At 72.9% G+C, this 21,747-nt stretch carries 17 protein-coding genes; 10 read left to right on the top strand and 7 right to left on the bottom strand.

Annotated elements, in window-relative coordinates:
• Positions 1–170: 170 nt before the first annotated feature.
• A complete protein-coding gene (locus B7C62_00555) occupies positions 171–1,694 on the top strand; it encodes an alpha/beta hydrolase (GenBank protein ID ARF76914.1) in 1,524 nt (507 codons plus the stop codon).
• A 3-nt stretch (positions 1,695–1,697) separates the two neighbouring features.
• Here B7C62_00555 and B7C62_00550 read toward each other — a convergent pair whose 3' ends face one another.
• Positions 1,698–2,561: an MBL fold metallo-hydrolase gene (locus B7C62_00550; protein ARF70904.1), complete on the bottom strand. Its 864-nt coding sequence runs from the start codon at positions 2,559–2,561 to the stop codon at positions 1,698–1,700.
• A 183-nt stretch (positions 2,562–2,744) separates the two neighbouring features.
• Here B7C62_00550 and B7C62_00545 point away from each other — a divergent pair, with 183 nt between their 5' ends.
• A complete protein-coding gene (locus B7C62_00545; GenBank protein ARF70903.1) occupies positions 2,745–3,290 on the top strand; it encodes a TetR family transcriptional regulator in 546 nt (181 codons plus the stop codon).
• Between the two features lie 4 nt (positions 3,291–3,294).
• Here the strand turns inward: B7C62_00545 and B7C62_00540 are convergent, their stop codons facing one another.
• Positions 3,295–4,920: an acyl-CoA synthetase gene (locus tag B7C62_00540; GenBank protein ARF70902.1), complete on the bottom strand. Its 1,626-nt coding sequence runs from the start codon at positions 4,918–4,920 to the stop codon at positions 3,295–3,297.
• Between the two features lie 167 nt (positions 4,921–5,087).
• Between B7C62_00540 and B7C62_00535 the strand changes: the two genes are divergently transcribed.
• The 4 genes from B7C62_00535 to B7C62_00520 are packed head-to-tail and all read left to right on the top strand — an operon-like array spanning position 5,088 to position 9,108.
• A complete protein-coding gene (locus B7C62_00535; protein ID ARF76913.1) occupies positions 5,088–5,888 on the top strand; it encodes an enoyl-CoA hydratase in 801 nt (266 codons plus the stop codon).
• Positions 5,889–5,939: 51 nt separating this feature from the next.
• On the top strand, positions 5,940–6,896 hold the full coding sequence (locus B7C62_00530) for a DNA-binding protein (GenBank protein ID ARF70901.1): 957 nt from the start codon (positions 5,940–5,942) through the stop codon (positions 6,894–6,896).
• On the top strand, positions 6,897–7,949 hold the full coding sequence (locus B7C62_00525) for a lipid-transfer protein (GenBank protein ID ARF70900.1): 1,053 nt from the start codon (positions 6,897–6,899) through the stop codon (positions 7,947–7,949).
• Positions 7,942–9,108, top strand: a complete 1,167-nt coding sequence (locus B7C62_00520) for an acetyl-CoA acetyltransferase (protein ID ARF70899.1) — start codon at positions 7,942–7,944, stop codon at positions 9,106–9,108. The genes B7C62_00525 and B7C62_00520 overlap by 8 nt, the downstream gene beginning before the upstream one ends.
• A gap of 156 nt (positions 9,109–9,264) precedes the next feature.
• Here the strand turns inward: B7C62_00520 and B7C62_00515 are convergent, their stop codons facing one another.
• The gene (locus tag B7C62_00515) at positions 9,265–10,818 is read right to left on the bottom strand and encodes a hypothetical protein (protein ID ARF70898.1); all 1,554 of its coding nucleotides are present in this window, start codon (positions 10,816–10,818) and stop codon (positions 9,265–9,267) included.
• Positions 10,819–11,057: 239 nt separating this feature from the next.
• On the opposite strand from B7C62_00515, the gene B7C62_00510 reads away from it, so the two are divergent.
• The 3 genes from B7C62_00510 (at position 11,058) to B7C62_00500 (ending at position 13,715) form a co-directional block, all read left to right on the top strand.
• Positions 11,058–11,558: a hypothetical protein gene (locus B7C62_00510; GenBank protein ARF70897.1), complete on the top strand. Its 501-nt coding sequence runs from the start codon at positions 11,058–11,060 to the stop codon at positions 11,556–11,558.
• Positions 11,559–11,844: 286 nt separating this feature from the next.
• A complete protein-coding gene (locus B7C62_00505) occupies positions 11,845–13,071 on the top strand; it encodes an ABC transporter permease (GenBank protein ID ARF70896.1) in 1,227 nt (408 codons plus the stop codon).
• A gap of 86 nt (positions 13,072–13,157) precedes the next feature.
• A complete protein-coding gene (locus B7C62_00500; protein ARF70895.1) occupies positions 13,158–13,715 on the top strand; it encodes a TetR family transcriptional regulator in 558 nt (185 codons plus the stop codon).
• A 39-nt stretch (positions 13,716–13,754) separates the two neighbouring features.
• On the opposite strand, the gene B7C62_00495 is transcribed toward B7C62_00500, so the two are convergent.
• The 4 genes from B7C62_00495 to B7C62_00480 form a co-directional block, all read right to left on the bottom strand.
• Entirely contained in the window at positions 13,755–14,987 is a 1,233-nt protein-coding gene (locus tag B7C62_00495; protein ID ARF70894.1) for a spore photoproduct lyase family protein, read from the bottom strand.
• Positions 14,988–15,205: 218 nt separating this feature from the next.
• The gene (locus B7C62_00490; protein ID ARF70893.1) at positions 15,206–17,419 is read right to left on the bottom strand and encodes a Geosmin synthase; all 2,214 of its coding nucleotides are present in this window, start codon (positions 17,417–17,419) and stop codon (positions 15,206–15,208) included.
• A 166-nt stretch (positions 17,420–17,585) separates the two neighbouring features.
• The gene (locus tag B7C62_00485) at positions 17,586–18,323 is read right to left on the bottom strand and encodes a lytic transglycosylase (GenBank protein ID ARF70892.1); all 738 of its coding nucleotides are present in this window, start codon (positions 18,321–18,323) and stop codon (positions 17,586–17,588) included.
• Positions 18,324–18,822: 499 nt separating this feature from the next.
• Positions 18,823–19,959, bottom strand: a complete 1,137-nt coding sequence (locus B7C62_00480) for a phosphotransferase (protein ID ARF70891.1) — start codon at positions 19,957–19,959, stop codon at positions 18,823–18,825.
• A gap of 231 nt (positions 19,960–20,190) precedes the next feature.
• Between B7C62_00480 and B7C62_00475 the strand changes: the two genes are divergently transcribed.
• A complete protein-coding gene (locus B7C62_00475) occupies positions 20,191–21,687 on the top strand; it encodes a hypothetical protein (protein ARF70890.1) in 1,497 nt (498 codons plus the stop codon).
• The last annotated feature ends 60 nt before the right edge of the window (positions 21,688–21,747 follow it).

Here is a 21,747-nt window from a genome sequence, read left to right as displayed (position 1 = left end):
GGGGCGCACGGATCACCCGCGGATCGGTCCCCGGCCCCCCGCCGACCGGCCCGCTGGTTCTCCTGCGGACCGGCTCGCGGCCCCCCGTCGCACGGCAGCCGACTTCCCGTCGATCGGCCCGCGGCGAAGTCCGGTGCGGCCGGCCGCGCGGTCCTGTTTGGATGGACGGCATGCCGACCTTCTCCGCGTACGACACCACCCCGCTCGCCTACCGCCTGGTGGGGGAGGGCGAGCCGCTGATCTGCCTGCCGGGCGGACCGATGCGGGCGAGCGCGTACCTGGGCGACCTCGGCGGACTCTCCGCCGTACGGCAGCTGGTCCTGCTCGACCTGCGCGGTACGGGGGACTCCGCCGTGCCCGAGGACCCCTCCACCTACCGCTGCGACCGGCTCGTGGACGACGTGGAGGCGCTGCGCGAGCACCTCGGCGCGGACCGCGTCGACGTACTGGCCCACTCCGCCTCCGCCGACCTCGCCCTGCTGTACGCCGCCCGGCACCCCGAGCGGCTGCGCACCCTGACCCTCGTCACGCCCAGCACCCGGGCCGTGGGCATCGAGGTGACCGGCCAGGACCTCCGCGAGGCCGCCGAACTGCGCCGCGACGAGCCCTGGTACCCGCGGGCGCGGGCCGCCCAGGAGGCGCTGCTCGCCGGAGGGCCGTTCGCCGAACTGTGGCCCGCCGTCCGCCCGCTCACCTACGGCCGCTGGGACGCGGCGGCCCAGGCCCATGCCGCCGCCTCCGCCGGGCAGACCAACCCGGAGGCGCGTGACCGCTACGCCGGTACGGGGGCCTTCGACCCCGGCGCCACGGCCGCCGCCCTGCGCGAGCTGGCCGCGCCGGTGCTCGTCCTGGCCGGGGAGTACGACGGGCACCCGAGCCCCGACCGGGCCACGGAGCTCGCCGCGCTCTTCCCGCACGCGGAGTTCACCGTCCAGCGGGGCGCTGGCCACTTCCCCTGGCTTGACGACGCGGGCGCCTTCTCCCGTACGGTCGCGGCCTTCCTCGACGCGGAGGTCCGGAGCGTGTCGGCGGGCGGTGTCCGGCTCGCGTACCGGGTGTGGGGCGAGCCCTCCGCCCCGCCCGTCGTCCTCCTCCACGGCCGGTCCGGCTCCTCCCTCACCTGGACCCGGATCGCCGGGGAACTGGCCGCCGAACACCGCGTGTACGCCCCCGACTTCCGGGGCCACGGGCTGAGCGACTGGCCCGGCCGCTACTCCTTCGAGCTGTTCCGTGACGACCTGCACGCCTTCCTGGAGGCCCGCAACCTGGCCGGTGCCACCGTGATCGGCCACTCCATGGGCGGGGTGGCCGCCTGCCTCCTCGCCCAGCGCGAGCCCGGCCTCATCGGGCGCCTGATCATCGAGGACGCCCCGCCCCTCCACCCGCTCGACCCGCCGCGCCCGCCCGCCGTCCGCCCCGAAGGCCCGCTCGGCTTCGACTGGCCCGTCGTCCCGGACACCGACGCTCAGCTGAACGACCCCGACCCCGGGCTCCGCGACCGGCTCGCGGAGATCACCGCCCCCACCCTGGTCATCGGCGGCGGCCCCGCCAGCCATATCGACCAGGAACAGCTCGCCCGGCTGGCGGACGCGATCCCCGGGGGCACGTTCGTCACCGTCGAGGCGGGCCACCTCGTCCACACCACCCGGCCGGACGCCTTCCTGGCGGCGGTCCGCTCGTTCGGCCTGGGGTGACCGTCAGTGTTCCGGCGGGGCCGGGACCAGCCGGTACGCGTCGCCCGCGCGCCGGACGAATCCGGCGGTGGGCGGCGGGAAATGGGTCCCGAGCAGAAGCGCCGGGGTGTCGGCGAGCGAGTCGAGGAGCCGGTGCCGGGTCCGGGCCGCGAGAGCGGGTTCGATGTCCGCGCAGCTGCAGATGCCGGGGTGCGCCAGCTGGACCGGGTGGTGGATGCTGTCGCCGGTGACGACCGCCCTCTCGCCGCCGCTGCTCAGCTCCACCGCCACCTGGCCCGGCGTATGGCCGGGGGCAGGCAGCAGCCGTACGCCCGGGGAGATGTCCGTACCGCCGTCGGAGACGTCGACCAGGTCGAGGAGGCCCGCCTCCCGGACGGGGTGCACGGAGTCCCGGAACATCTGCTGTCGCGGCTCGTCCAGTTCGGCACCGGCCCAGTGGTCCCACTCGGTGCGCGAGGTGACATACCGGGCGTGGGGGAACATGGGCACCCAGTCATCGCCCTCGGCCCGGGTGTTCCACCCCACGTGGTCGGTGTGGAGGTGGGTCAGCACGACGAGGTCGACGCTCTCCGGCGCGAAGCCCGCCGCCCGCAGCCGCTCCTCGTAATCGGTCTGCTGCTGGTGCCAGGCGGGGTTCGCCCGCTGCTTCCCGTTGCCGATGCCCGTGTCGACGACGATCCGCAGGCCGTCCGCCTCGACGGCGAAACTGTGGCTCGCCAGCCGGAGAACCCCCTGGTCGTCGGCGAACTCGGGGCGCAGCCAGGAGGCTTGGGCGACGAGATCGGCAGTCGCCCCGGGCAGCAGCCACGGCCCGGTCTCCGGCGGCAGGGGCGTCTCGTCGATGCGCCGGACGGTGTGGTCGCCCACGGACCACAGGGGGGCGGGGCGGGTGGATGCCGGTGCGGTCCTGGCTGGCCTGATCACGGGGTCCCCTCCAGAGCAGAGCTAAAAGCAATCTGTTTGCGTTAAGAGACGGTAGGCCCTACCGTCTCTTAACGCAAACAGATTGCTTTTACGTATCCGAGGAGGAGTCGCGTGAGCCCCAGGCCGATGGCCCGCCCCGGCGGGCGCAGCGCACGGGTGCAGGAGGCCGTCCACGCGGCGGTCCGTGACCTCCTCGGCGAAGTGGGCCGGGACGCGCTCACCGTGCCCCTGGTGGCGGCCCGGGCCGGTGTCACCCCGTCCACCGTCTACCGCCGCTGGGGTGATCTGCGGGAGCTGCTCTCCGATGTCGCGGTCGAACGGCTGCGCCCGGACGCCGACCCCGCCGACCTCGGCGGCCTCCGGGCCGACCTCGAGGCGTGGGCGGAGCAGTTCCTCGACGAGATGGCCTCCCCGGCCGGGCGCGCCTACATCAGGGACGTGCTCCTCGGCGACCCCGACGGCGAGAACGCCGGCCGCTGCTCCGCGTACGCCGCACAGCAGATCGGGGTCGTGCTGGAGCGGGCCGCGCGGCGCGGCGAACCTGCTCCCGGCGTGGAGACGGTCATCGACCGGCTCGTGGCACCGGTCATGTACCGCGTCCTGTTCCGCCCCGGCCGCCTGGACGCCGCGTATGCGCACGGGCTGGTGGCGCACGCCCTCGCCGGGCGGTGACCTCTCAGCCGTCCGCCCCGGACCCGGCCGCCGCCACCGCCTTCGCCCAGCGGTAGTCTGCCTTGCCGCTCGGTGAGCGCTGAATCCGGTCGGCGAGGACCAGGGCGCGCGGGATCTTGTACCCGGCGAGCCGGGTCCGGCAGTGGGCCTGTACCGCCGCCAGGTCCAACGCCGTTGCCCCGTCCCGGAGTTCGAGCACGGCGGCGACACGGCTGCCCCAGCGCTCGTCGGGGACGCCCGCGACGAGCGCGTCGTACACGTCCGGGTGGGACTTGAGCGCCTGCTCGACCTCCTCCGGATAGACCTTCTCCCCGCCGGTGTTGATGCACTGCGAACCCCGGCCGAGCACGGTGACGATGCCCTCCGCGTCCACGGTCGCCATGTCGCCCAGCAGCACCCACCGCTCGCCGTCCTTGCGGAAGAAGGTGCCGGCGCTCTTGGCCGGGTCGTTGTAGTAGCCGAGCGGGACATGGCCGCGCTGGGCGATACGGCCCACCTCGCCCGGCGCCACCGGCTCATAGGTCACCGGATCGACCACGGCCGTACGGGCGTTGACCTGGACCCGGAAGCCCCGCTCGGGGCCCGAGTCGGCGGTCGCCGTGCCGTTGAAGCCGGACTCGGAGGAGCCGAAGTTGTTGAGCAGCAGCACGGTCGGCACGAGCGCCTGGAACTCCGCGCGCACCGAGTCCGACATGATCGCCCCGGAGCTGGAGACGGAGAACAGCGACGAGCAGTCCGTGCCGCGCAGCGGCCCGTTGAGGGCGTCGATCAGCGGACGCAGCATCGCGTCGCCCACCAGCGAAACGCTGGTGACCTTCTCCTTCTCGATCGTCCGCAGCACCTCTTCGGGGACGAACTTGCGGTGGACGACGACCCGTTGGCCGAAGTTGAACCCGATGAACGCGGTCAGCGTGGAGGTGCCGTGCATCAGCGGGGGAGTGGGGAAGAAGGTGATGCCGTCGCCGCCCGCCGCCACCCGTTCCGCCAGCTCCTGCGGGCTCTTCACCGGATCGCCGGTCGGCGCGCCACCGCCCAGACCGGAGAAGAACAGGTCCTCCTGACGCCACATCACCCCCTTCGGCATGCCCGTCGTGCCGCCGGTGTAGATGATGAACTGGTCGTCGGCGGAACGGGGTCCGAAGCCGCGCGACGGGGAGCCGGATGCCTCCGCCTCGGTGAAGGGGACGGCCCTCAGGCCCGGGGGTGTGGGGGCGGACCCCACCCGGACCAGATGGCGCAGCGCCGGGGCCTGCGCGGACGCCGCCGCGACCCGCTCGTCGAACTCGCCGTCGAAGACCAGCGCCGCCAGGTCCGCGTCCCGGTAGAGGTAGACCAGCTCCTCCTCCACGTAACGGTAGTTGACGTTCACCGGCACCAGCCGGGCCTTCAGGGCCCCCAGGACCGTCTGGAGGTACTCGACGCCGTTGTACAGGTGCAGGCCCAGGTGCTCGCCCGGGCGGAGGCCCGCGTCGATGAGGTGGTGGGCGATCCGGTTGGCGGCGGCGTCGAGTCCGGCGTACGTGAGGTGCCGCTCGGCACCCGTACCGGGATGGTCGACGTACAGGAGCGCCTCGCGGTCGGGGACCACGTCGACGACCGACTCGAACAGGTCGGCAAGGTTGTACTCCACCGTTCCTCCTGACCCCGGGATGACGGGTGACCCGGCCGTCATTAGAGCGCCGGGCGGCACAAGTGGGAAGGGGTGGCGTCGAAAGAATCTGACTGCCTGTCAGAAAACTATTGAACTGCGACCCCGCCTCCTGCAACCTGTTCCAGGTCTGGAGACGGGAGTTCGTCATGGGCGGTACGGAACACCTCACCGTGGAGCGCGAAGGCGCCACGCTGGTGCTCACCTTGAACAGGCCGCACGCCAGGAACGCGTTGTCGCTGCCGATGCTCGTCGGGCTGTACGACGGATGGCTCGCGGCCGACGCGGACGACGGGGTGCGCTCCGTCGTCCTGACCGGGGCGGGCGGCGCCTTCTGCTCCGGCATGGACCTCAAGGCGCTGGCGGGCGGCGGGATGGCGGGCGAGGAGTACCGGGAGCGGATGACCGCCGACCCGGACCTGCACTGGAAGGCGATGCTGCGCCACCACCGCCCCCGCAAACCGGTGATCGCCGCCGTGGAGGGGCCCTGCGTCGCAGGCGGCACCGAGATCCTCCAGGGGACGGACATCCGCATCGCCGGGGAGGGCGCCACCTTCGGGCTCTTCGAGGTCCGGCGCGGCCTCTTCCCGATCGGCGGCTCCACCGTCCGGCTGCCCCGTCAGATCCCCCGCACCCACGCCCTGGAAATGCTCCTCACCGGCCGTCCGTACACCGCCGGGGAGGCCGCCGCCATCGGGCTCGTCGGCCGCGTCGTGCCCGACGGCACCGCGCTGGAGGAGGCCCTCGCCGTCGCCGAACGGATCAACGCCTGCGGGCCGCTCGCCGTCGAGGCCGTCAAGGCATCGGTCTACGAGGGCGCCGAGCTGACCGAGAGCGAGGCCCTGGCCGCCGAACTCAAGCGCGGCTGGCCCGTGTTCGCCACCGAGGACGCCAAGGAGGGCGCCCGCGCCTTCGCCGAGAAGCGCCCGCCCGTCTACCGGCGCGCCTGAGCCCCGGACCCCGCGTCCCGCGCCCCGCGTCCTGAGCCCATGGAGAGAGCCATGACCGACATCCTCAGCGCCCCGCTGGTGGTCGAATTCCCCTTCACCCGCTCCCTCGGACCCGTCCAGAGCGCCTTCCTCACCGGACTGCGCGAACGCACCGTCCTCGGCGTCCGCACGAGCGACGGCACGGTCCTCGTCCCGCCCACCGAGTACGACCCCGTCACGGCGGACGAGCTCCGCGAACTCGTCGAGGTCGCCGCCACCGGCACCGTCACCACCTGGGCCTGGAACCCGTCCCCGCGCCGCAACCAGCCGCTGGGAACCCCGTTCGCCTGGGTGCTCGTCCGGCTCGACGGCGCCGGTACCGCGCTCCTGCACGCCCTGGACGCGCCCGGACCCGACGCCGTACGCACCGGGATGCGGGTCCGCATCCGCTGGGCGCCCACGCGCACCGGGGCCATCACCGACATCGCCTGCTTCGAACCGTACGACGGTGAGCCCGGCCCCGGCGAACCCGCGCCGCACACCGGGGAGTTCACCGACCCCGTCACCGGGATCGTCGCCCCGGCCCGCCTCGACTACGTCCACACCCCCGGCCGCGCCCAGAGCGCCTACCTCAAGGCCCTGGAGGACCACCGCACCGTCGGCGAACGCTGCCCCGCCTGCCGCAAGGTCTACGTACCGCCGCGCGGAGCCTGCCCCACCTGCGGCATCGCCACCGCCGAACAGGTCGAGGTCGGACCGCGCGGCACCGTCACCACCTTCTGCATCGTCAACATCAAAGCGAAGAATCTCGACATCGAAGTCCCCTACGTCTACGCCCACATCGCCCTCGACGGCGCCGACCTCGCCCTCCACGGCCGTATCGCGGGCATCCCGTACGACCAGGTCCGCATGGGGCTGCGCGTGGAGCCCGTCTGGGCCGGTGCCGGCCGGGGGTCCAGCCATGTCGACCACTACCGGCCCACCGGGGAGCCCGACGCCGACTACGACACGTACAAGGAGCTGGTGTAGATGCGAGACGTGGCGATCGTCGCCTTCGCCCAGAGCCCGCACCGACGGCGTACCGACGAACTCTCCGAGGTCGACCTGCTGATGCCCGTCCTCCACGAGGTCCTGGGGGCGACCGGCCTGAAGGCCAACGAGATCGGGTTCACCTGCTCCGGCTCCGCCGACTACCTCGCCGGGCGCGCCTTCTCCTTCACCATGGCGCTCGACGGCGTCGGGGCGCACCCGCCGATCTCCGAGTCCCACGTCGAGACGGACGGGGCCTGGGCGCTGTACGAGGCATGGGTGAAGATCCTGACCGGCGAGGCGGACACCGCGCTCGTCTACTCCTACGGCAAGTCTTCACCCGGCGAGGTCCGTGACGTCCTCACCCGCCAGCTCGACCCCTACTACCTCGCCCCCCTCTGGCCCGACTCCGTCTCCCTCGCCGCCCTCCAGGCGCAGGCGCTCATCGACGCGGGCCACACCGACGAGGCGGCCCTCACGGCCGTCGCCGCCCGCAGCCGCACCGATGCCACCGCCAACCCGTACGCCCAGCTCACCGGGGACGTCCCGGCAGGGGACCACCTCGTGCACCCCTTGCGTACCGGCGACTGCCCGCCGATCGGCGACGGCGCCGCCGCCGTGGTCCTCGCGGCCGGGGACACCGCCCGCTCCCTGTGCGACCGGCCCGCCTGGATACGGGGCATCGACCACCGCATCGAGGCCCACTCCCTCGGCGTCCGCGACCTCACCGACTCGCCCTCCGCCCGGCTCGCAGCCCAGCACGCCGGAGCTTTCGAACGCCCCTTGGACACCGCCGAGTTGCACGCCCCGTTCACCTCGCAGGAGGTCGTCCTGCGCCGGGCGCTCGGGCTCGGCGACGACGTCCGTATCAACCCCTCCGGCGGGGCCCTCGCCGCCAACCCGATCATGGCGGCGGGCCTCATCCGGCTCGGCGAGGCCGCCGCCCGCATCCACCGCGGCGCGTCCGACCGGGCCCTCGCCCACGCCACCTCCGGGCCCTGCCTGCAACAGAACCTGGTCGCCGTCCTGGAAGGGGAGAGCGCTCATGGCTGAGGAGCCCGTCGCCGTCGTCGGCATCGGCCAGACCAAACACGTCGCCGCCCGGCACGACGTCTCCATCGCCGGACTGGTCCGCGAGGCGGCGGTCCGCGCGCTGGAGGACGCCGCACTGACCTGGAGCGACATCGACGCCGTCGTCATCGGCAAGGCCCCCGACTTCTTCGAGGGCGTCATGATGCCGGAGCTGTACCTCGCCGACGCCCTCGGAGCCGTCGGCAAACCGATGCTCCGCGTCCACACGGCGGGCTCGGTCGGCGGGTCGACCGCGCTGGTCGCCGCCAACCTCGTCGCCGCCCGCGTCCACCGGACCGTTCTGACCCTCGCCTTCGAGAAACAGTCCGAATCCAACGCCATGTGGGGGCTCTCCCTGCCCGTCCCCTTCCAGCAGCCGCTGCTGGCCGGGGCGGGCGGCTTCTTCGCCCCGCACGTCCGCGCGTACATGCGCCGTACGGGAGCCCCCGACACGGTCGGCTCCCTCGTCGCGTACAAGGACCGCCGCAACGCCCTCAAGAACCCTTACGCGCACCTCCACGACACCGGCATCACCCTGGAGAAGGTCCAGGCGTCCCCGATGCTCTGGGACCCGATCCGCTACTCCGAGACCTGCCCCTCCTCCGACGGGGCCTGTGCGATGGTCCTCACCGACCGCGCGGGCGCGGGCCGGGCCCCGTACCCGCCGGCCTGGGTGCACGGCGGCGCGATGCGCAGCGAACCGACCCTGTTCGCGGGCAAGGACTTCGTCTCCCCGCAGGCGGGCAGGGACTGCGCCGCCGACGTCTACCGCCAGGCCCGGATCACCGACCCGCGCCGGGAGATCGACGCCGTCGAGATGTACGTCCCCTTCTCCTGGTACGAGCCGATGTGGCTGGAGAACCTCGGCTTCGCCGGTGAGGGCGAGGGGTGGAAGCTCACCGAGGCGGGGGTCACCGAACTCGACGGCGACCTCCCGGTCAACCCGTCGGGCGGGGTGCTGTCCACCAACCCGATCGGCGCGTCCGGCATGATCCGCTTCGCCGAGGCCGCCCTCCAGGTACGGGGGAGGGCGGGCGAGCACCAGATCGACGGGGCCGCCCGGGCGGTCGGCCACGCGTACGGCGGCGGGGCGCAGTTCTTCGCCATGTGGCTCGTGGGGTCGCAGCCGCCGCCGGGGTGACGCCCGTGCCGAGGGCCTCCGGCCGGGACAGCGTTCATGCGGGCCCCCGGCCGGGACAGCGCTCATGCCGGGGGCCTCCGGCCGGGGACGGTGCTCGCCGCCCCGGCCGGTGCCCCGCCGGGCTGCGGCCTCACGCCGAGGGGCCGCGGGACGGCCTCAGGGCAGGGGGCAGCTGAGCGGCAGCACCCGTTCGGTCAGTCGCCCCGTGAGGCGGCCGTCGGCGGTGGCGGCCTCCTCCAGCCAGTCCGCCACCGTCAACTGCTCCACCAGAGCCTCCAGTTCGCCGGGTTCGACGGCGCACCAGGAGGTGAGGACCGCCAGGTCGACGCCCTCGCCCCCGGGCCCCAGCCGTCCGTCGGTGGTGGTCCGGACGGCCAGGCCCAGGGCGAGGAGCCGGGTGGCGGCGCCGGTCTTCTTCTTGCGGAGCTTCTTGTCACCGACGACCCGCTGGGCCCATCCGCTGAGCTTGGGACGGGTCTTCCTGCCGAAGTCGAACGGGCCGGGGCCGTCGTCGCCGGGCATCAGGGACGGGATGGTGATCGGGGTGGGGCTCTCCGGGCGGGAGGCGAGCAGCTCCTCGACCGTACCGGGGAGGGAGAGCCAGCCGCTCTCCACGAACCGGCCGATCAGCTCCTCGGGCTCCGTCAGGGGCAGCCCCCTGACGTCCTGCCCCACCAGATTGCCGGTGCCGGTGAGCGCCGAGCGCAGGGTCAGCATCACCGCCATCAGCCGCGCCTCCGGGCCGGGCACCGGGATGTGGCCGGCGACATGGGCGAGGATCGACCGGGCGTGCTCCCAGTGCGTGGACGTGGTCAGCAGACGGCTCGTGACCTGGTCCTCGCCGACCGGGCTGAGGCCGGTGCGGTGCTGGTGCTGGAGGCGGGCGGCGGCGGCGGCCTGCTCGGCGCGCTCCGCCTCCAGCCGCAGCCCGGTGTCGCCGGTGACCTCCGCCCAGGTGGTGAACGCCTTCGCCTTGCGGGCGTGCAGCTCGGCGAGCTCGGCGAGGTCGGGTTCGGCGCGCTGCTGGTAGGCGCGGAAGAGGTCGCCCAGCTGCATCAGCTCCTCGCGCAGGGCGACGGGGTGCAGATCGTGCGGCACGATCCGCTGCGCGATCTTCCCGTGCCGGGGGCGCCGGGGCCGCGCGGAGCGGGAGGCGGGCACGCGCTGCGGAACGGCCGCAGGGGAGGAGGCGGCATGCGAGAACTGCGGTCCGGCTGCTGCCACGCCCGGGTGGTGGGCGGCGGCGTGGGCCACGGGCACCGGGGCCGCCGAGGGGGGCGCGGCGGCAGCGGTGGCGACGATCTTCGCGGAGGGCTGCGCCGCCGCGCACCGTGCACAGCACTCCATGGCCCGCCACCAGCGGCCCTGCCGGTCGGTGACGACGGCCAGGACGACCGCGCCCCCGCACCGCCAAGGCGCGGTGCGCTCGCGCGGACCGGCGGGCCGGATGTGCAGACGGCACTCCTCGGCCTTGCAGACGCAGAACGCCTCGGGCCGGGGGCCCGCCGCGGCCTGCAGGTGGGCCTTGATGTGCGCGACGGCGGCCGCGCGGCCGACGGCGGTGGAGGGCAGGAGCTGGGGGGCGCAGGCCGGGCGGCTGCACGAGACGCGCACCATCGCACCGCCCCGGTCGGCCGCGTCCACGCGCACCATCCACTCGCGTCCCACCAGTCGGTCTTCCGCCCCACTTGCTGTGGCCTCCACCGTCATGCTGTTCCGTCCCCTCCGATTCCGATACGCCGCCAGGACCCGCCCGTGCCGCTGCCGCGACGGGCGGGCACGGCGGTGTACCCAACGGTATGCGGCAGGAGACCCCGCGGCGGAGGAATTCGCCGCGATCCACTCCTTCAGGGGGCGCGCCGCTCCCCGGTCACCACCGGGGCCCGCACACGGCGTTCCCGGCGCGGGCCCGGCTCCGCAACGTGAGCCGGGCCACGTAACATGTCAGCATGTCCTTCCTCCGCCGCCGTAGCGCCGCAACACCCGCGGGCCCGGACTTCGACGTCCTGGCCATGGACCCGGGGGACTGGCCCGGCAATCTCGGCGCCGGTCTGCTCCCCGCGCCCGACGGCAGCTGTCAGGGCGTCTTCCTCCGTTACGACCTGTACGGGGGCCGGGGCCCGGCCATGATCATCGGTAATCTCCCGGCCGGTTCGCCCGCCCGTGAGACCGAGGAGGGCCAGGTTCCCTTCGAGGTCGCGCAGTTGCTGCTGGCCCTGGAGAACGACGAGCCGATCGAGGTCGTCAGCAGCGAGGACGTCCCCGTGATGCAGGGCGACAACCTGCTGATCGTGCGCCGGGTGAAGCTCTCGGAGAGCCGTATCGCCTGCGTCCAGTTCGACCGGAGCGACGGGGTCCTCGTGACCATCGCCAGCTGGGACCGGCCCATCACCGACGATCTGTACACCCTTCTCAAGCCCCTTCCCGCGGAGCTCTTCCAACAGGGCTGAGAACAGCACGGCTGAAACGTATCTGCATAGGCCGCCCGCATATGCCGGGCGGCCTTTTCGTGTGCCCGGACGGCTTCCGTTGCCCGGACGGCTTCCGTCAGCCATGTCCGGGCGGTCTCCGCCTCGTATGTCCGGACGGGCTTCCGCAAGGGGGGGCATCCCGGGCATGGCTGGAAAACCACGTTGACGCGGGCGGCCCGGGAGCGGCTACGGTAAGAAAATGTAACGACCGTTCAATGTGTAACGTTCGTTCAGGTTCTTTCTCCCTGCCCGGAGGTCCCTCCCCATGCCCAACCCCTACGGCGCGCTCTTCAGGGCGCCGGGCTCCGTCGCCTTCTCCGCCGCGGGCTTCGTCGCCCGTATGCCGCTCTCGATGGCAGGCATCGGGATCATCACGATGCTGTCCCAGATGCGAGGGGAGTACGGGCTCGCCGGAGCCGTCTCCGCCGCCTTCACCCTCTCCACGGCCCTCTGCGGCCCCCGGATATCCCGTCTGGTCGACCGGCGCGGCCAGGGCAGGGTGCTGCTGCCCGCCACCGGTGCCGGTGCTCTCGCGATGGGCGTCCTGCTCCTCTGCGCCCGCTACGACGCCCCCGTCTGGACCCTGTTCGTCAGCGCGGTGGTCGCCGGGACCATGCCCAACATGGCCGCGATGGTCCGGGCCCGCTGGACCCATGTGTACCGGGGCTCCGACCGGCTGCACACGGCCTACTCCCTGGAGTCCGTCGTCGACGAACTCACCTTCGTGGTGGGCCCCGCGCTCTCGGTCGCGCTGAGCACCGCGCTCTTCCCGGAGGCCGGGCCCCTGGTGGCGGCGGTACTGCTCATCCTCGGCGTGCTCCTGTTCGTCCCGCAGAAGCGCACCGAACCCCCGGTGATCCGGCCCTCCGCCGACGGCACCCCGGCCGCGTCGGCGCTGCGCGGCGGACCGCTCGCCCTGCTGGCCCTCACCCTCGTCGCGGGCGGCACGATCGTCGGCACCGTCGACGTGGTCAGCGTCGCGTTCGCCGAGGAGCAGGGCTCACCGGCCGGTGCGGGCATCGTGCTCTCCGTCTACGCGGTCGGCTCGGCCGGTGCCGGACTGGCCTTCGGGGCCCTCGGGCTCACCACCCCGCTGCCCCGGCTGCTCCTCCTCAGCACGGCCGGCACCGCCCTGACGACGCTCCCCCTGCTGCTCGTCTCCGACCTCGCCACGCTCTCCGCCGCCGTCTTCTTCTCCGGCCTCTTCTTCGCCCCTACCATGATCGTGGTGATGGGACTGGTGGAGCGGACGGTGCCGCCGGCCGCCCTCACCGAGGGGATGACCTGGGCGATCACCGGCCTCAGCGTCGGCGTGGCGCTCGGCGCCTCGCTGTCCGGCGGCATGGTCGACCGGTTCGGCCCCTCCGGCGGCTTCGCCGTGGCCATCGCTGCGGGCGGTGCGACGGTGCTGCTGGCGCTGACCGCCCAGCGCCCCCTGGGCCGAAGCCTGCGGGAGCCCGCCGACGAGGGCCACGCGAAGGCCGCCCCGTAGACGCACCAGGCCCCGCAGCCGCAGGGGATGAAGGGAACGGCCCCGCCGTTCCCGCCCCGCTCCGACCCCGACGCCCGGAGGGCACGATGCACACACCGCAGACCGACGGACGCCTGCTCAAGGGCGAGCTCCGGCGGCAGGAGCTCATCGAGGCGACCCTCCGGGTGGTCGCCCGCGAGGGGGTGGCGGGCGTCAGCCACCGGGCGGTGGCCCGTGAGGCGAACCAGCCCGCCACCGCCGCCGCCTACTACTTCAAGAGCATCGACGACCTGCTCACCGCCGCGCTCACCGCCTGCATGGACCAGGACGCCGGACGGATGCGGCGCCTGGCCGAGGAAGCCGACGGCAGCCCCGAGGGCCTCACCGCCCTCGCCGAGCTGCTCGCCGACGTCATGGCGGGCCCCGCCCGGCTGCTCGCCGAGTACGAGCTCTACCTCCTCGCCGCCCGCAGGCCGGAGCTGCGCGCCTCCACCGGGCGCTGGCTGGACGCCATCGCCGGGTGCGCCCACCGCTACACCACCGACCCGGTCCGGGTGCGGGTCTTCAAGGGCGTCGTCGACGGCCTGCTCCTCCAGGGCCTGCTGACCGACACACCGCCGGACGCGGCGGAGTTCGAGGCCGTCCTGCGCCATGTGCTGCTCTGACCGCGCGGCTGTTCCCCCGCGCCGACGGCCGCCCGGACCTCAGAACGCGTAACGGATCGGGAGCCACGGCGTGTGGCGCTCCACCAGACGCCGTACGGCCTCCACCGCCCCGGCCTTGACCCCGGTGGCGTACCGCACGTTCCAGCTCCCGTTCTCGGACCGCTTGGGCTGCTGGATCTCCGGGCGCCACAGGGCGGCCTCGGCGCGGGGGTGCCAGGCGAGGTTCACCTCGTGCAGCTCCCGGTTGTGGGTCAGCATGATCACCTCGGCCGCCGCCTGCTCCTTGACCGTACGCGGCAGGACGTCGTCCATCCTGCGCAGCAGCCCGGACCACGCCTCCTCCCAGCCCGGCCTGATGACGACGGGCGAGAAGTTGAAGTGGACCTCGTACCCGGCCTCGACGAAGTCCCCGGCGGCGGCGATCCGGTCCTCGACGGGGCTCGTACGGATGTCGAGCAGACGGGCGTCCTCCGGGGGCATCACCGAGAAGCGGACGCGGGTGCGGCCCCGCGGGTCGAGCAGCAGCAGATCGGGGTTGACGAACTTGGTGGCGAAGGACGCCTTGGCGGTGGGCCACCGGGTGAAGGCGTGCACCAGGTCGGCGGTGTTCTCGCTGATCAGGGCGTCGACCGAGCAGTCGCCGTTCTCCCCGATGTCGTAGACCCACGCCCTGGGGTCGCACTGGTTGGGTTCGCGCTTGGGCCCCGAGGCCGCCACATGGCGGCCCAGACGGCCGATGATCTGCTCGATGTTGGTGAAGACGGTGACCGGGTTGGCGTACCCCTTGCGGCGCGGCACATAGCAGTACGCGCACGCCATCGCGCATCCGTTGGCCGCGCCGGGGGCGATCCAGTCGGCGGACCGGCCGTTGGGCCGGACCGTGAGCGACTTCCTCTCGCCCAGGACCAGGACGGTCTTCTTGGTCCGCACCCAGTTCCCGGCGTTGCCCGGGTTGCCGTGCAGCCCCGGGATGCGCCAGTGCGAACCGACGGGGATCACCTCGGCGTCCGGGAAGCGCGCGAGGATCTCCCGGCCCCGGGGGGAGGCCGCCGCCGCAGGTTCCGCGTGGATCTCCCGCACCTCCAGCATCCGCCGGGCCTCCGCCGAGGTACGGAAGGACGGCCCGGGGGGCCGGGGGACCGGCGGGCCCGGGCGGATCTCCTCCAGGCCGAACAGGGCGTCGGGGTCCCCGGGCCCGGAGGGCGTACCGAAGGTGCTCACCCCCGCACCGTACAAGGAGGCCGGAGCGGGGCGCCGGAAGCGCGGCGCCATCGGGTGCGGGAGCGGCCGCCCCCGCGGCCCGCCGCAGGGTCGGTGGCGGGCACGACGCCCGGCCGATGCCCGCCGCCGACCGGCCGATCCCGCCGACCGCCCCGATGCCCGCCACCGGTCGGCCGCCCCGTGGCCCGGTGCCGCCGGGGCAGGCGGTTGCCTGCCGCCGGTACGGGGCCAGGCCCGTACGCCCGCGGATCTCGCGTACGGGACCGGAACTACGCCCTGCTGCCCGAGAGTTCCGCCATCAGACGGGTCACCTGCGCCGCCGAGGTGCCGAGCCCCGTGGGCCCCGCGAGGACCTGCGGGGTGCTGTGTCCGCGCCGCAGGTCCTCCTCGCGGTACCGGCGGCAGCCCCGGTGCCAGATCAGGATGCCCGCGAGCCAGTGCTTCAGCTCCTGCACATAGCCCGCCAGCACCTCCCGCGCCTCGGCTTCCAGCCCGAAGTCGTCGTACAGCACCGGCAGTTCGACCTCCGCCACATGCAGGAACTGCCGCAGCCGGGACTCCATCAGGTCGTGCACGATCCGTACGCCCGTCGGATAGTCGACGCCGAAGAAGTTCTGGACGACCAGGACGCCGTTGTGCACCTCGCCCTCGTACTCGATCTCCTTCTGGTACGAGAACAGGTCGTTGAGCAGGCATGCGTAGTCGGCGGCGGCGTTCTCCAGCGACTGCATCGGACCGCTCCGGTAGACCGCCTCCGGCACTGTCCTGCCGTGCCCGAGCCGGCACAGGCTCATCGTCAGGTCCGAACCGAAGGTCGCCCGCCGCATCTCGACGTAGTCGACCGGATCGGGGATGCGGTTCTGCGCCTGGTTGGCCAGCTCCCACAGCCAGCTCTCGGTCATCGACTCGATCGCGGTCCGGAAGGTGCGCCGGGCGCCGAGGTCCATCGGTGCCGTCGTCCGGAGCCACAGATCGCCGAGCGACCGCTCCAGCGCGTTCACCGGCTCGGGGGCGCCCTCGCCGTCCAGCGGCATGAAGAGCGAGAGCCGCTCGTTGGCCAGCCGCGCCCCCGCCAGGTCCCTGGTCCGCCCGTGCACCACGGGGAACCAGTCGTCCCCGTACGTGCCCCAGGCCAGCCACGCCGAGGAGATGTCCAGCGCCTCCGGCGAGGCGTCCGGGTGGATGCCCGCGGCGCAGAGGGGGAGGTCGATCGCGATGATCCGCTCCTCGTCCCAGATGTGCGACCCGGGAACCCCGGGCTGCGCCTCCAGGATGCCCATCCGGCGCGCCCAGTCGACGAGCCGGACCCGGGCCCCCTCCAGGTGCGGGCTCAGTGTCGTGGAGAACGGCAGCTTCAGGTCCGGGACGATCGAGGGGCCCACGTGCTGGAAGGGCCGGTGGCTGTGGCTGCGGGCCCGCGCCGTCTCCGAACGCGGTGTGAACCTGATGGAGGCGGCGGACATGCCGAAGCCCGGGACCGCGTCGGCGGCCCCGCCGCCGTTCATGTACCGGCTGGAGCGCATGTGCCACTCGTGGCCCCCGGACTGCCAGTCCTGGAGCCCCTTGACGTACGCGAGGACGGACGCGGTCTGCGCCGGATCGAGGCCCTTCTCCGCGCAGAGCGGGCCCAGTTCGGTCAGGGCGGTGTTCTCGAACTGGTGGAGCCGCGAGGTCAGCAGGTCGTTGACCGCCTCCGCAGCCTCCTGGGTGGAGCAGCCGAGGAACCTCTCCAGGACGAGGACCCCGTTGCTGTTCTCGCCCTCCTCCTCGACCTCGCGCTGGTACGAGAACAGGTCGTTGCGCAGGTGCACCCCGTCGGAGAAGGCGTCGCGCAGGACGCGCAGGGGGCGGGAGCCGGCCACTTCGGCGGGCACCTCGGCACCGGCCGCGTACTCCACGAGCCCGGCCGACCAGGGGGCGCCGCCGACCTTGCGGCGCATCTCGATGTACTCGACGGGGTTCGCGATGCGGCCCTCGTTGATGTTGGAGAGCTCCCACATCGACTCGTTGAGCAGGTTCTCCGTGGCCACCGCGAACCGGGCCCGCCACGCGTCCGACATGGCGGGGACCGTCCGCTCCCACAGATCGGCGAGGCCCGCCTCGACGGGGTTCTCCGGTTCGGGCACGGCCGCCCCGCGCTCCATCGGCATGAAGGCGGGCAGCCGGTCCAGATACCGCTTGGCGCCCTCACGGTCGAGCGTGCGTTTGAACAGCTCCAGGAAGTGGTCGTCGAAGAAGAAGACCCACACATACCAGTCGGTGACCAGCGACAGCGCCTCGGCGGAGCAGTCGGGGTGGGTGTAGGCGCAGAGCAGGGCGTAGTCGTGCGCCTCGAGGTCCTTCTCCTCCCAGACGCCGGAACCTTCCAGCATCCCCATCCCCCGTGCCCACTGCCGGGTGTGCGTCCGTGCCGCCTCCACGTGGGGGTTGAGCCGCGCCGGATACGGAACATAGAAGTCCGGCAGTGAGAAGGGCTGTGCCATGTGCGTCGGGCCTTTCGAGAAGCCTCCGCGCGGAGTGCGCGGACCGGTGGTGTCCGCGCCAGCACTACCCTTCGGCCATCCGGGGCACGCATAACGGCGATTAGTCAGATAATCGCGGTCTGGTTCGCGCCTGCTCGGTGGCGATGGCTCCGTGGGTGACGGCCGCTCAGTAGGCGGAGTCGACGTTGTCGATCGAGCCGTACCGGTCCGCGGCGTAGTTGGCGGCGGCGGTGATGTTGGCGACCGGGTCGGTGAGCTGCTTCGGGGTGCCCTTGACGTGGTACGCGTCGAAGGTGGGCTGGATCACCTGGAGCAGGCCCTTGGAGGGAATGCCGTTCCGCGCGTTGATGTCCCAGTTGTTGACGGCGTTCGGGTTGCCGCTGGACTCGCGCATGATGTTGCGGTGCAGCCCCTCGTAGGAGCCGGGGATGTTCTTCTTCTTCATGATGTCGAGCGACTCGCGTATCCAGCCGTCGAGGTTGTTCGTGTACTGCTTGGGCGCGGCGACGGCCTTGCGCTCGGTGGAACGGTTGGCGGCCTGCTTCTCGGAGCGCGCCTTCTCGGCGGCCTTCTTCGCGGTCGCCTTACGGTCGGCCGCGGCCTTCTCCGCGGCCGCCTTGCGCTCGGCCAGGGCCTTCTTCGCCGCGGCTTCCTTCTCGGCGGCCTTGCGCTCGGCCACGGCCTTCTCCGCGGCGGCCTCCTGGGCGGCGGCCTTCCTGGCCGCGGCTTCCTTCGCTGCGGGGGCCTCGGCGGAGACCTTCTCGGCGGCGATGGAGGACCGGGCCGCGGCGGGCTGTGCGTCGCTCTGCCCGCCGGTCGCGGTGATGGCCGTGACGGAACCGGCCGCGACGAGCACGGCGGTGGCGAGCTTGTGCGAGCGGGTGATGCGGATGGTGCGGGGCATGCGTGAGCTCTTCCTGTTGGGGACGGGATCTGCGGCCTGGGCCGCGTGAGCAGAGACCGAGGGGGATCGGCTGCCGACCGCCGTGGGCGCTCGTCGCAGACTCGGTCTCGGTGCTTGCCGGAATCCATGGTTAACGGGCACCCGAACAGGAAGCAATGACCCTATTTACTACCCCTGGTAGTGGATAGGGCGGAATACGTGCTTTGGGGGTTTCTTCGCGCCGCAGGGGAGGGTCCGGACCCACTACCGGAGGTCGTAGGTGACGTGGGTCTCGTGGCGCGCCTCACCCGGGGAGGGCCTCCGGGTGGCAATCCGTCAGTGCGCTGTCACACAGCGGCGCGGGAACAGCGCAGCGCGCTGCGGGACCGGTGTGTCGGCACCGGTCCCGCAGCGCGCTTTCCCTGCACAGTGGCTCTTCCGCCCGCCCGCCCGCCTTCCGCTCCGCCCGCCTTCCGCAGCGGGCGGGCGGACTCTCAGCGCGGGACTCTTAGCGGGACTCTCAGCGCGTACCGACCGCCGCCCGCACGGCCCGGCGCGCCATCGCGCAGTCGTCGTGCAGCCTGCGCAGCAGCAACCGCTGCTCCTCGCCCGAGGAGAGCGCGCCCGGCCGGTCCTGGCCCGCGCTCACCGGGGGCGCCTCGCGCATGGTGCGCTGCACGGCCGTCTCGTAGCTCCGGATCTCACGGGTCAGCACGAGCATCAGGTTCACCAGGAACGCGTCCCGCGCGGCCGGCCCTCTGGCCTGGGCCAGCTGGCTGATCTGGCGGCGTGCCCCGGGGGCGTTGCCGAGCACCGCCCACAGGGTGGCCAGGTCGTAGCCCGGCAGATACCAGCCCGCGTGCTCCCAGTCGACCAGCACCGGCCCGGTCGGTGACAGCAGGATGTTGGAGAGCAGCGCGTCACCGTGGCAGAACTGGCCCATGCCCTGACGGCCGCCCGCGTGGGCCAGACCGTGCAGCAGCTTCTGGAGATCACCGAGGTCGCGGTCGGTGAACAGCCCCAGCTCGTGGTAGCGCGCGATCCGCGAGGCGTAGTCGAGCGGCGCCTCGAAGAGCCCGGGCGGCGGACGCCAGGCGTTCACCCGGGCGACCGCGCCGAGCGCGGCACGGATGTCGGCCCGGGGCGGAGCCTCCGCCGGGTGCCGGGTCAGCGCGGCCACCCGGCCGGGCATCCGCTCGATCACCAGCGTGCAGTTCTCCGGGTCCGCCGCGATCAGCCGGGGCACCCGAACCGGGGGGCGGTGCCGGACGAACGCGCGGTATGCCGCTATTTCGTGCCGGAACCGCTCCGTCCACGCGGGGGAGTGGTCCAGTAAACACTTCGCCACGGCGGTGGCCCGCCCGGTGGTGCCCACGATCAGGACGGACCGGCCGCTGCGCCGCAGCACCTGGACCGGGTTGAACTCGGGGCAGATGCGCTGCACGGAGGCGATGGCCATCCGTACCTGCGCGCCCTGCGGCCCGGAGAGGTCGATCCTTCCGCTGAGAGGTCCCGCACCCGGTCCCGCCGCCCGCCGGGTCCGGCCCAGGCCCTGCGCCGGTGCGCCGGCGTGGGGGGCGAGATACGGCCCGCCGCCCGTCCCCATGGGACGGAGCGGCCGGGGCGGGGCGGACACGGAGGACGATGCTGTGTACATGGGCGAGACAGATCCCTTCGTGCGCCGACAAGTCACGTGCGCCAACCCGGCCGGCGGCCGTTCGGCACCCTGGGGAGTACCTAGGGCTGCCGGGCGGGGTGGCGCTTTCCTACCTGACAACGGGTCACGGGTGGCAGACCATCTGGCGGACCCTGGCGAACCCTGGCGAATAGTCACAGCGCATCTGACAGGGGGTTAGTGTCAAGTCAGCCGAGAACCTGGGGGCTTGACGTGACCGGAGAACCCAACACCCGCCTTTCTGACCTGTTCGGCCTGGCCGGCTGGTCCAAGGGCGAACTCGCGAGAATGGTGAACCGGCAGGCGGCGGCCATGGGCCACCCGCAGCTGGCCACCGACACCTCGCGCGTCAGGCGCTGGATCGACATGGGGGAGTCCCCGCGCGATCCCGTGCCCGAAGTGCTGGCAGCCCTGTTCACCGAGCGGCTCGGCCGTGTCGTGACCATCGAGGACCTCGGGTTCGGCCGACGCGGGCGTGTGGGGAAACGGCGTGACTCGGGCTCGGAGAAGAATCCCGATCAACTGCCGTGGGCGCCCGAACGGACGGCAGCGGTCCTCACCGAATTCACGGGAATGGACCTCATGCTCAACCGACGCGGCTTGGTGGGTGCGGGCGCCGCGCTCGCCGCCGGCTCAACCATCGCCGGCCCCATGTACGACTGGCTGCACAGCGACCCCGTCCTCGCGGCCGACGCGCCACGCGCCAACGACCCGCAGCACGCCGACCCCGCCGGTTTCGACCGGTACGAGGCCGCGCCCGTGGGCTCCGAGGAGATCGAGGCCCTGGAGCACTCGGTCGAGGTGTTCCGCGCCTGGGACGCCTCCCGGGGCGGCGGACTCCAGCGCAAGGCCGTCGTGGGCCAGCTCAACGAGGTGGGCGGCATGCTCGCCTACCGCCACCCCGACCATCTCCAGCGCCGCCTGTGGGGCGTCGCCGCCAATCTCGCCGTACTCGCGGGCTGGATGTCCCACGACGTCGGCCTGGAGCCCACCGCCCAGAAGTACTTCGTCATCGCCGCCCACGCGGCCAGGGAGGGCGGCGACCGGCCGCGCGCGGGTGAGGCGCTCTCCCGCGCGGCACGCCAGATGGTCCACCTGGGCCGCCCCGACGACGCCCTCGACCTGATGAAGCTGGCCAAGTCCGGCTCGGGCGAGGAGACCCTGCCCCGTACGCAGGCGATGCTGCGCACCATCGAGGCATGGGCGCAGGCGGCGATGGGCCGGGGCCAGGCCATGCGGCGCACCCTCGGTGAGGCGGAGGAGCTGTTCGTCTCGGACAGGGGCGATGTGCCGCCGCCCAGCTGGATGCAGATGTTCGACGAGGCCGACATGCACGGCATGCAGGCCCTGGCGTTCCGCACCCTGGCCGAGCACGACCCGGCCGCCGCCGTCATCGCCCAGCACCACGCCAAGCAGGCCCTGGAGCTGCGGGTGGGCGGACGTCAGCGGTCCAAGCTCTTCGACCACATCTCACTCGCCTCGGCCTGCTTCATCGCCAACGACCCCGAGCAGGGCGACCGTTACGCCCGGCTCGCCCTGGTGTCGATGGGGGAGACCTCCTCGCACCGCACCTGGGACCGGCTGCGCGAGATGTACCGGCTCACCGGCCAGTTCACGGGCCACACCAAGATCCAGGACCTCCGCGAGCAGATCGAGCTCTCGCTGCCGCAGAGCCCGGTCGCCAGGAAGGCCAGGGGTACGCAGACCTGACCGCCGCCCGTCCGCATCCGCCGACGGAGGCCGTAACCGCCCGCGAACCCTCTACCGTCC

Origin of the sequence: Kitasatospora albolonga (assembly GCA_002082585.1) — a bacterium.
Classification (GTDB): Bacteria; Actinomycetota; Actinomycetes; order Streptomycetales; family Streptomycetaceae; genus Streptomyces; species Streptomyces stephensoniae.
The sequence above is the reverse complement of the archived record's forward strand: the minus strand, read 5'-3'. Positions and strand labels throughout refer to the sequence as shown.

What these genes read in the sequence shown, in the direction of transcription:
- B7C62_00505 (ARF70896.1), top strand. Translation starts at nt 11,845, where the DNA reads ATGCCCAACCCCTACGGCGCGCTCTTCAGGGCGCCGGGCTCCGTCGCC.
- B7C62_00520 (ARF70899.1), top strand. Translation starts at nt 7,942, where the DNA reads ATGGCTGAGGAGCCCGTCGCCGTCGTCGGCATCGGCCAGACCAAACAC.
- B7C62_00490 (ARF70893.1), bottom strand. Translation starts at nt 17,419, where the DNA reads ATGGCACAGCCCTTCTCACTGCCGGACTTCTATGTTCCGTATCCGGCG.
- B7C62_00530 (ARF70901.1), top strand. Translation starts at nt 5,940, where the DNA reads ATGACCGACATCCTCAGCGCCCCGCTGGTGGTCGAATTCCCCTTCACC.
- B7C62_00545 (ARF70903.1), top strand. Translation starts at nt 2,745, where the DNA reads ATGGCCCGCCCCGGCGGGCGCAGCGCACGGGTGCAGGAGGCCGTCCAC.
- B7C62_00485 (ARF70892.1), bottom strand. Translation starts at nt 18,323, where the DNA reads ATGCCCCGCACCATCCGCATCACCCGCTCGCACAAGCTCGCCACCGCC.
- B7C62_00495 (ARF70894.1), bottom strand. Translation starts at nt 14,987, where the DNA reads ATGGCGCCGCGCTTCCGGCGCCCCGCTCCGGCCTCCTTGTACGGTGCG.
- B7C62_00500 (ARF70895.1), top strand. Translation starts at nt 13,158, where the DNA reads ATGCACACACCGCAGACCGACGGACGCCTGCTCAAGGGCGAGCTCCGG.
- B7C62_00480 (ARF70891.1), bottom strand. Translation starts at nt 19,959, where the DNA reads ATGTACACAGCATCGTCCTCCGTGTCCGCCCCGCCCCGGCCGCTCCGT.
- B7C62_00535 (ARF76913.1), top strand. Translation starts at nt 5,088, where the DNA reads ATGGGCGGTACGGAACACCTCACCGTGGAGCGCGAAGGCGCCACGCTG.
- B7C62_00555 (ARF76914.1), top strand. Translation starts at nt 171, where the DNA reads ATGCCGACCTTCTCCGCGTACGACACCACCCCGCTCGCCTACCGCCTG.
- B7C62_00525 (ARF70900.1), top strand. Translation starts at nt 6,897, where the DNA reads ATGCGAGACGTGGCGATCGTCGCCTTCGCCCAGAGCCCGCACCGACGG.
- B7C62_00515 (ARF70898.1), bottom strand. Translation starts at nt 10,818, where the DNA reads ATGACGGTGGAGGCCACAGCAAGTGGGGCGGAAGACCGACTGGTGGGA.
- B7C62_00510 (ARF70897.1), top strand. Translation starts at nt 11,058, where the DNA reads ATGTCCTTCCTCCGCCGCCGTAGCGCCGCAACACCCGCGGGCCCGGAC.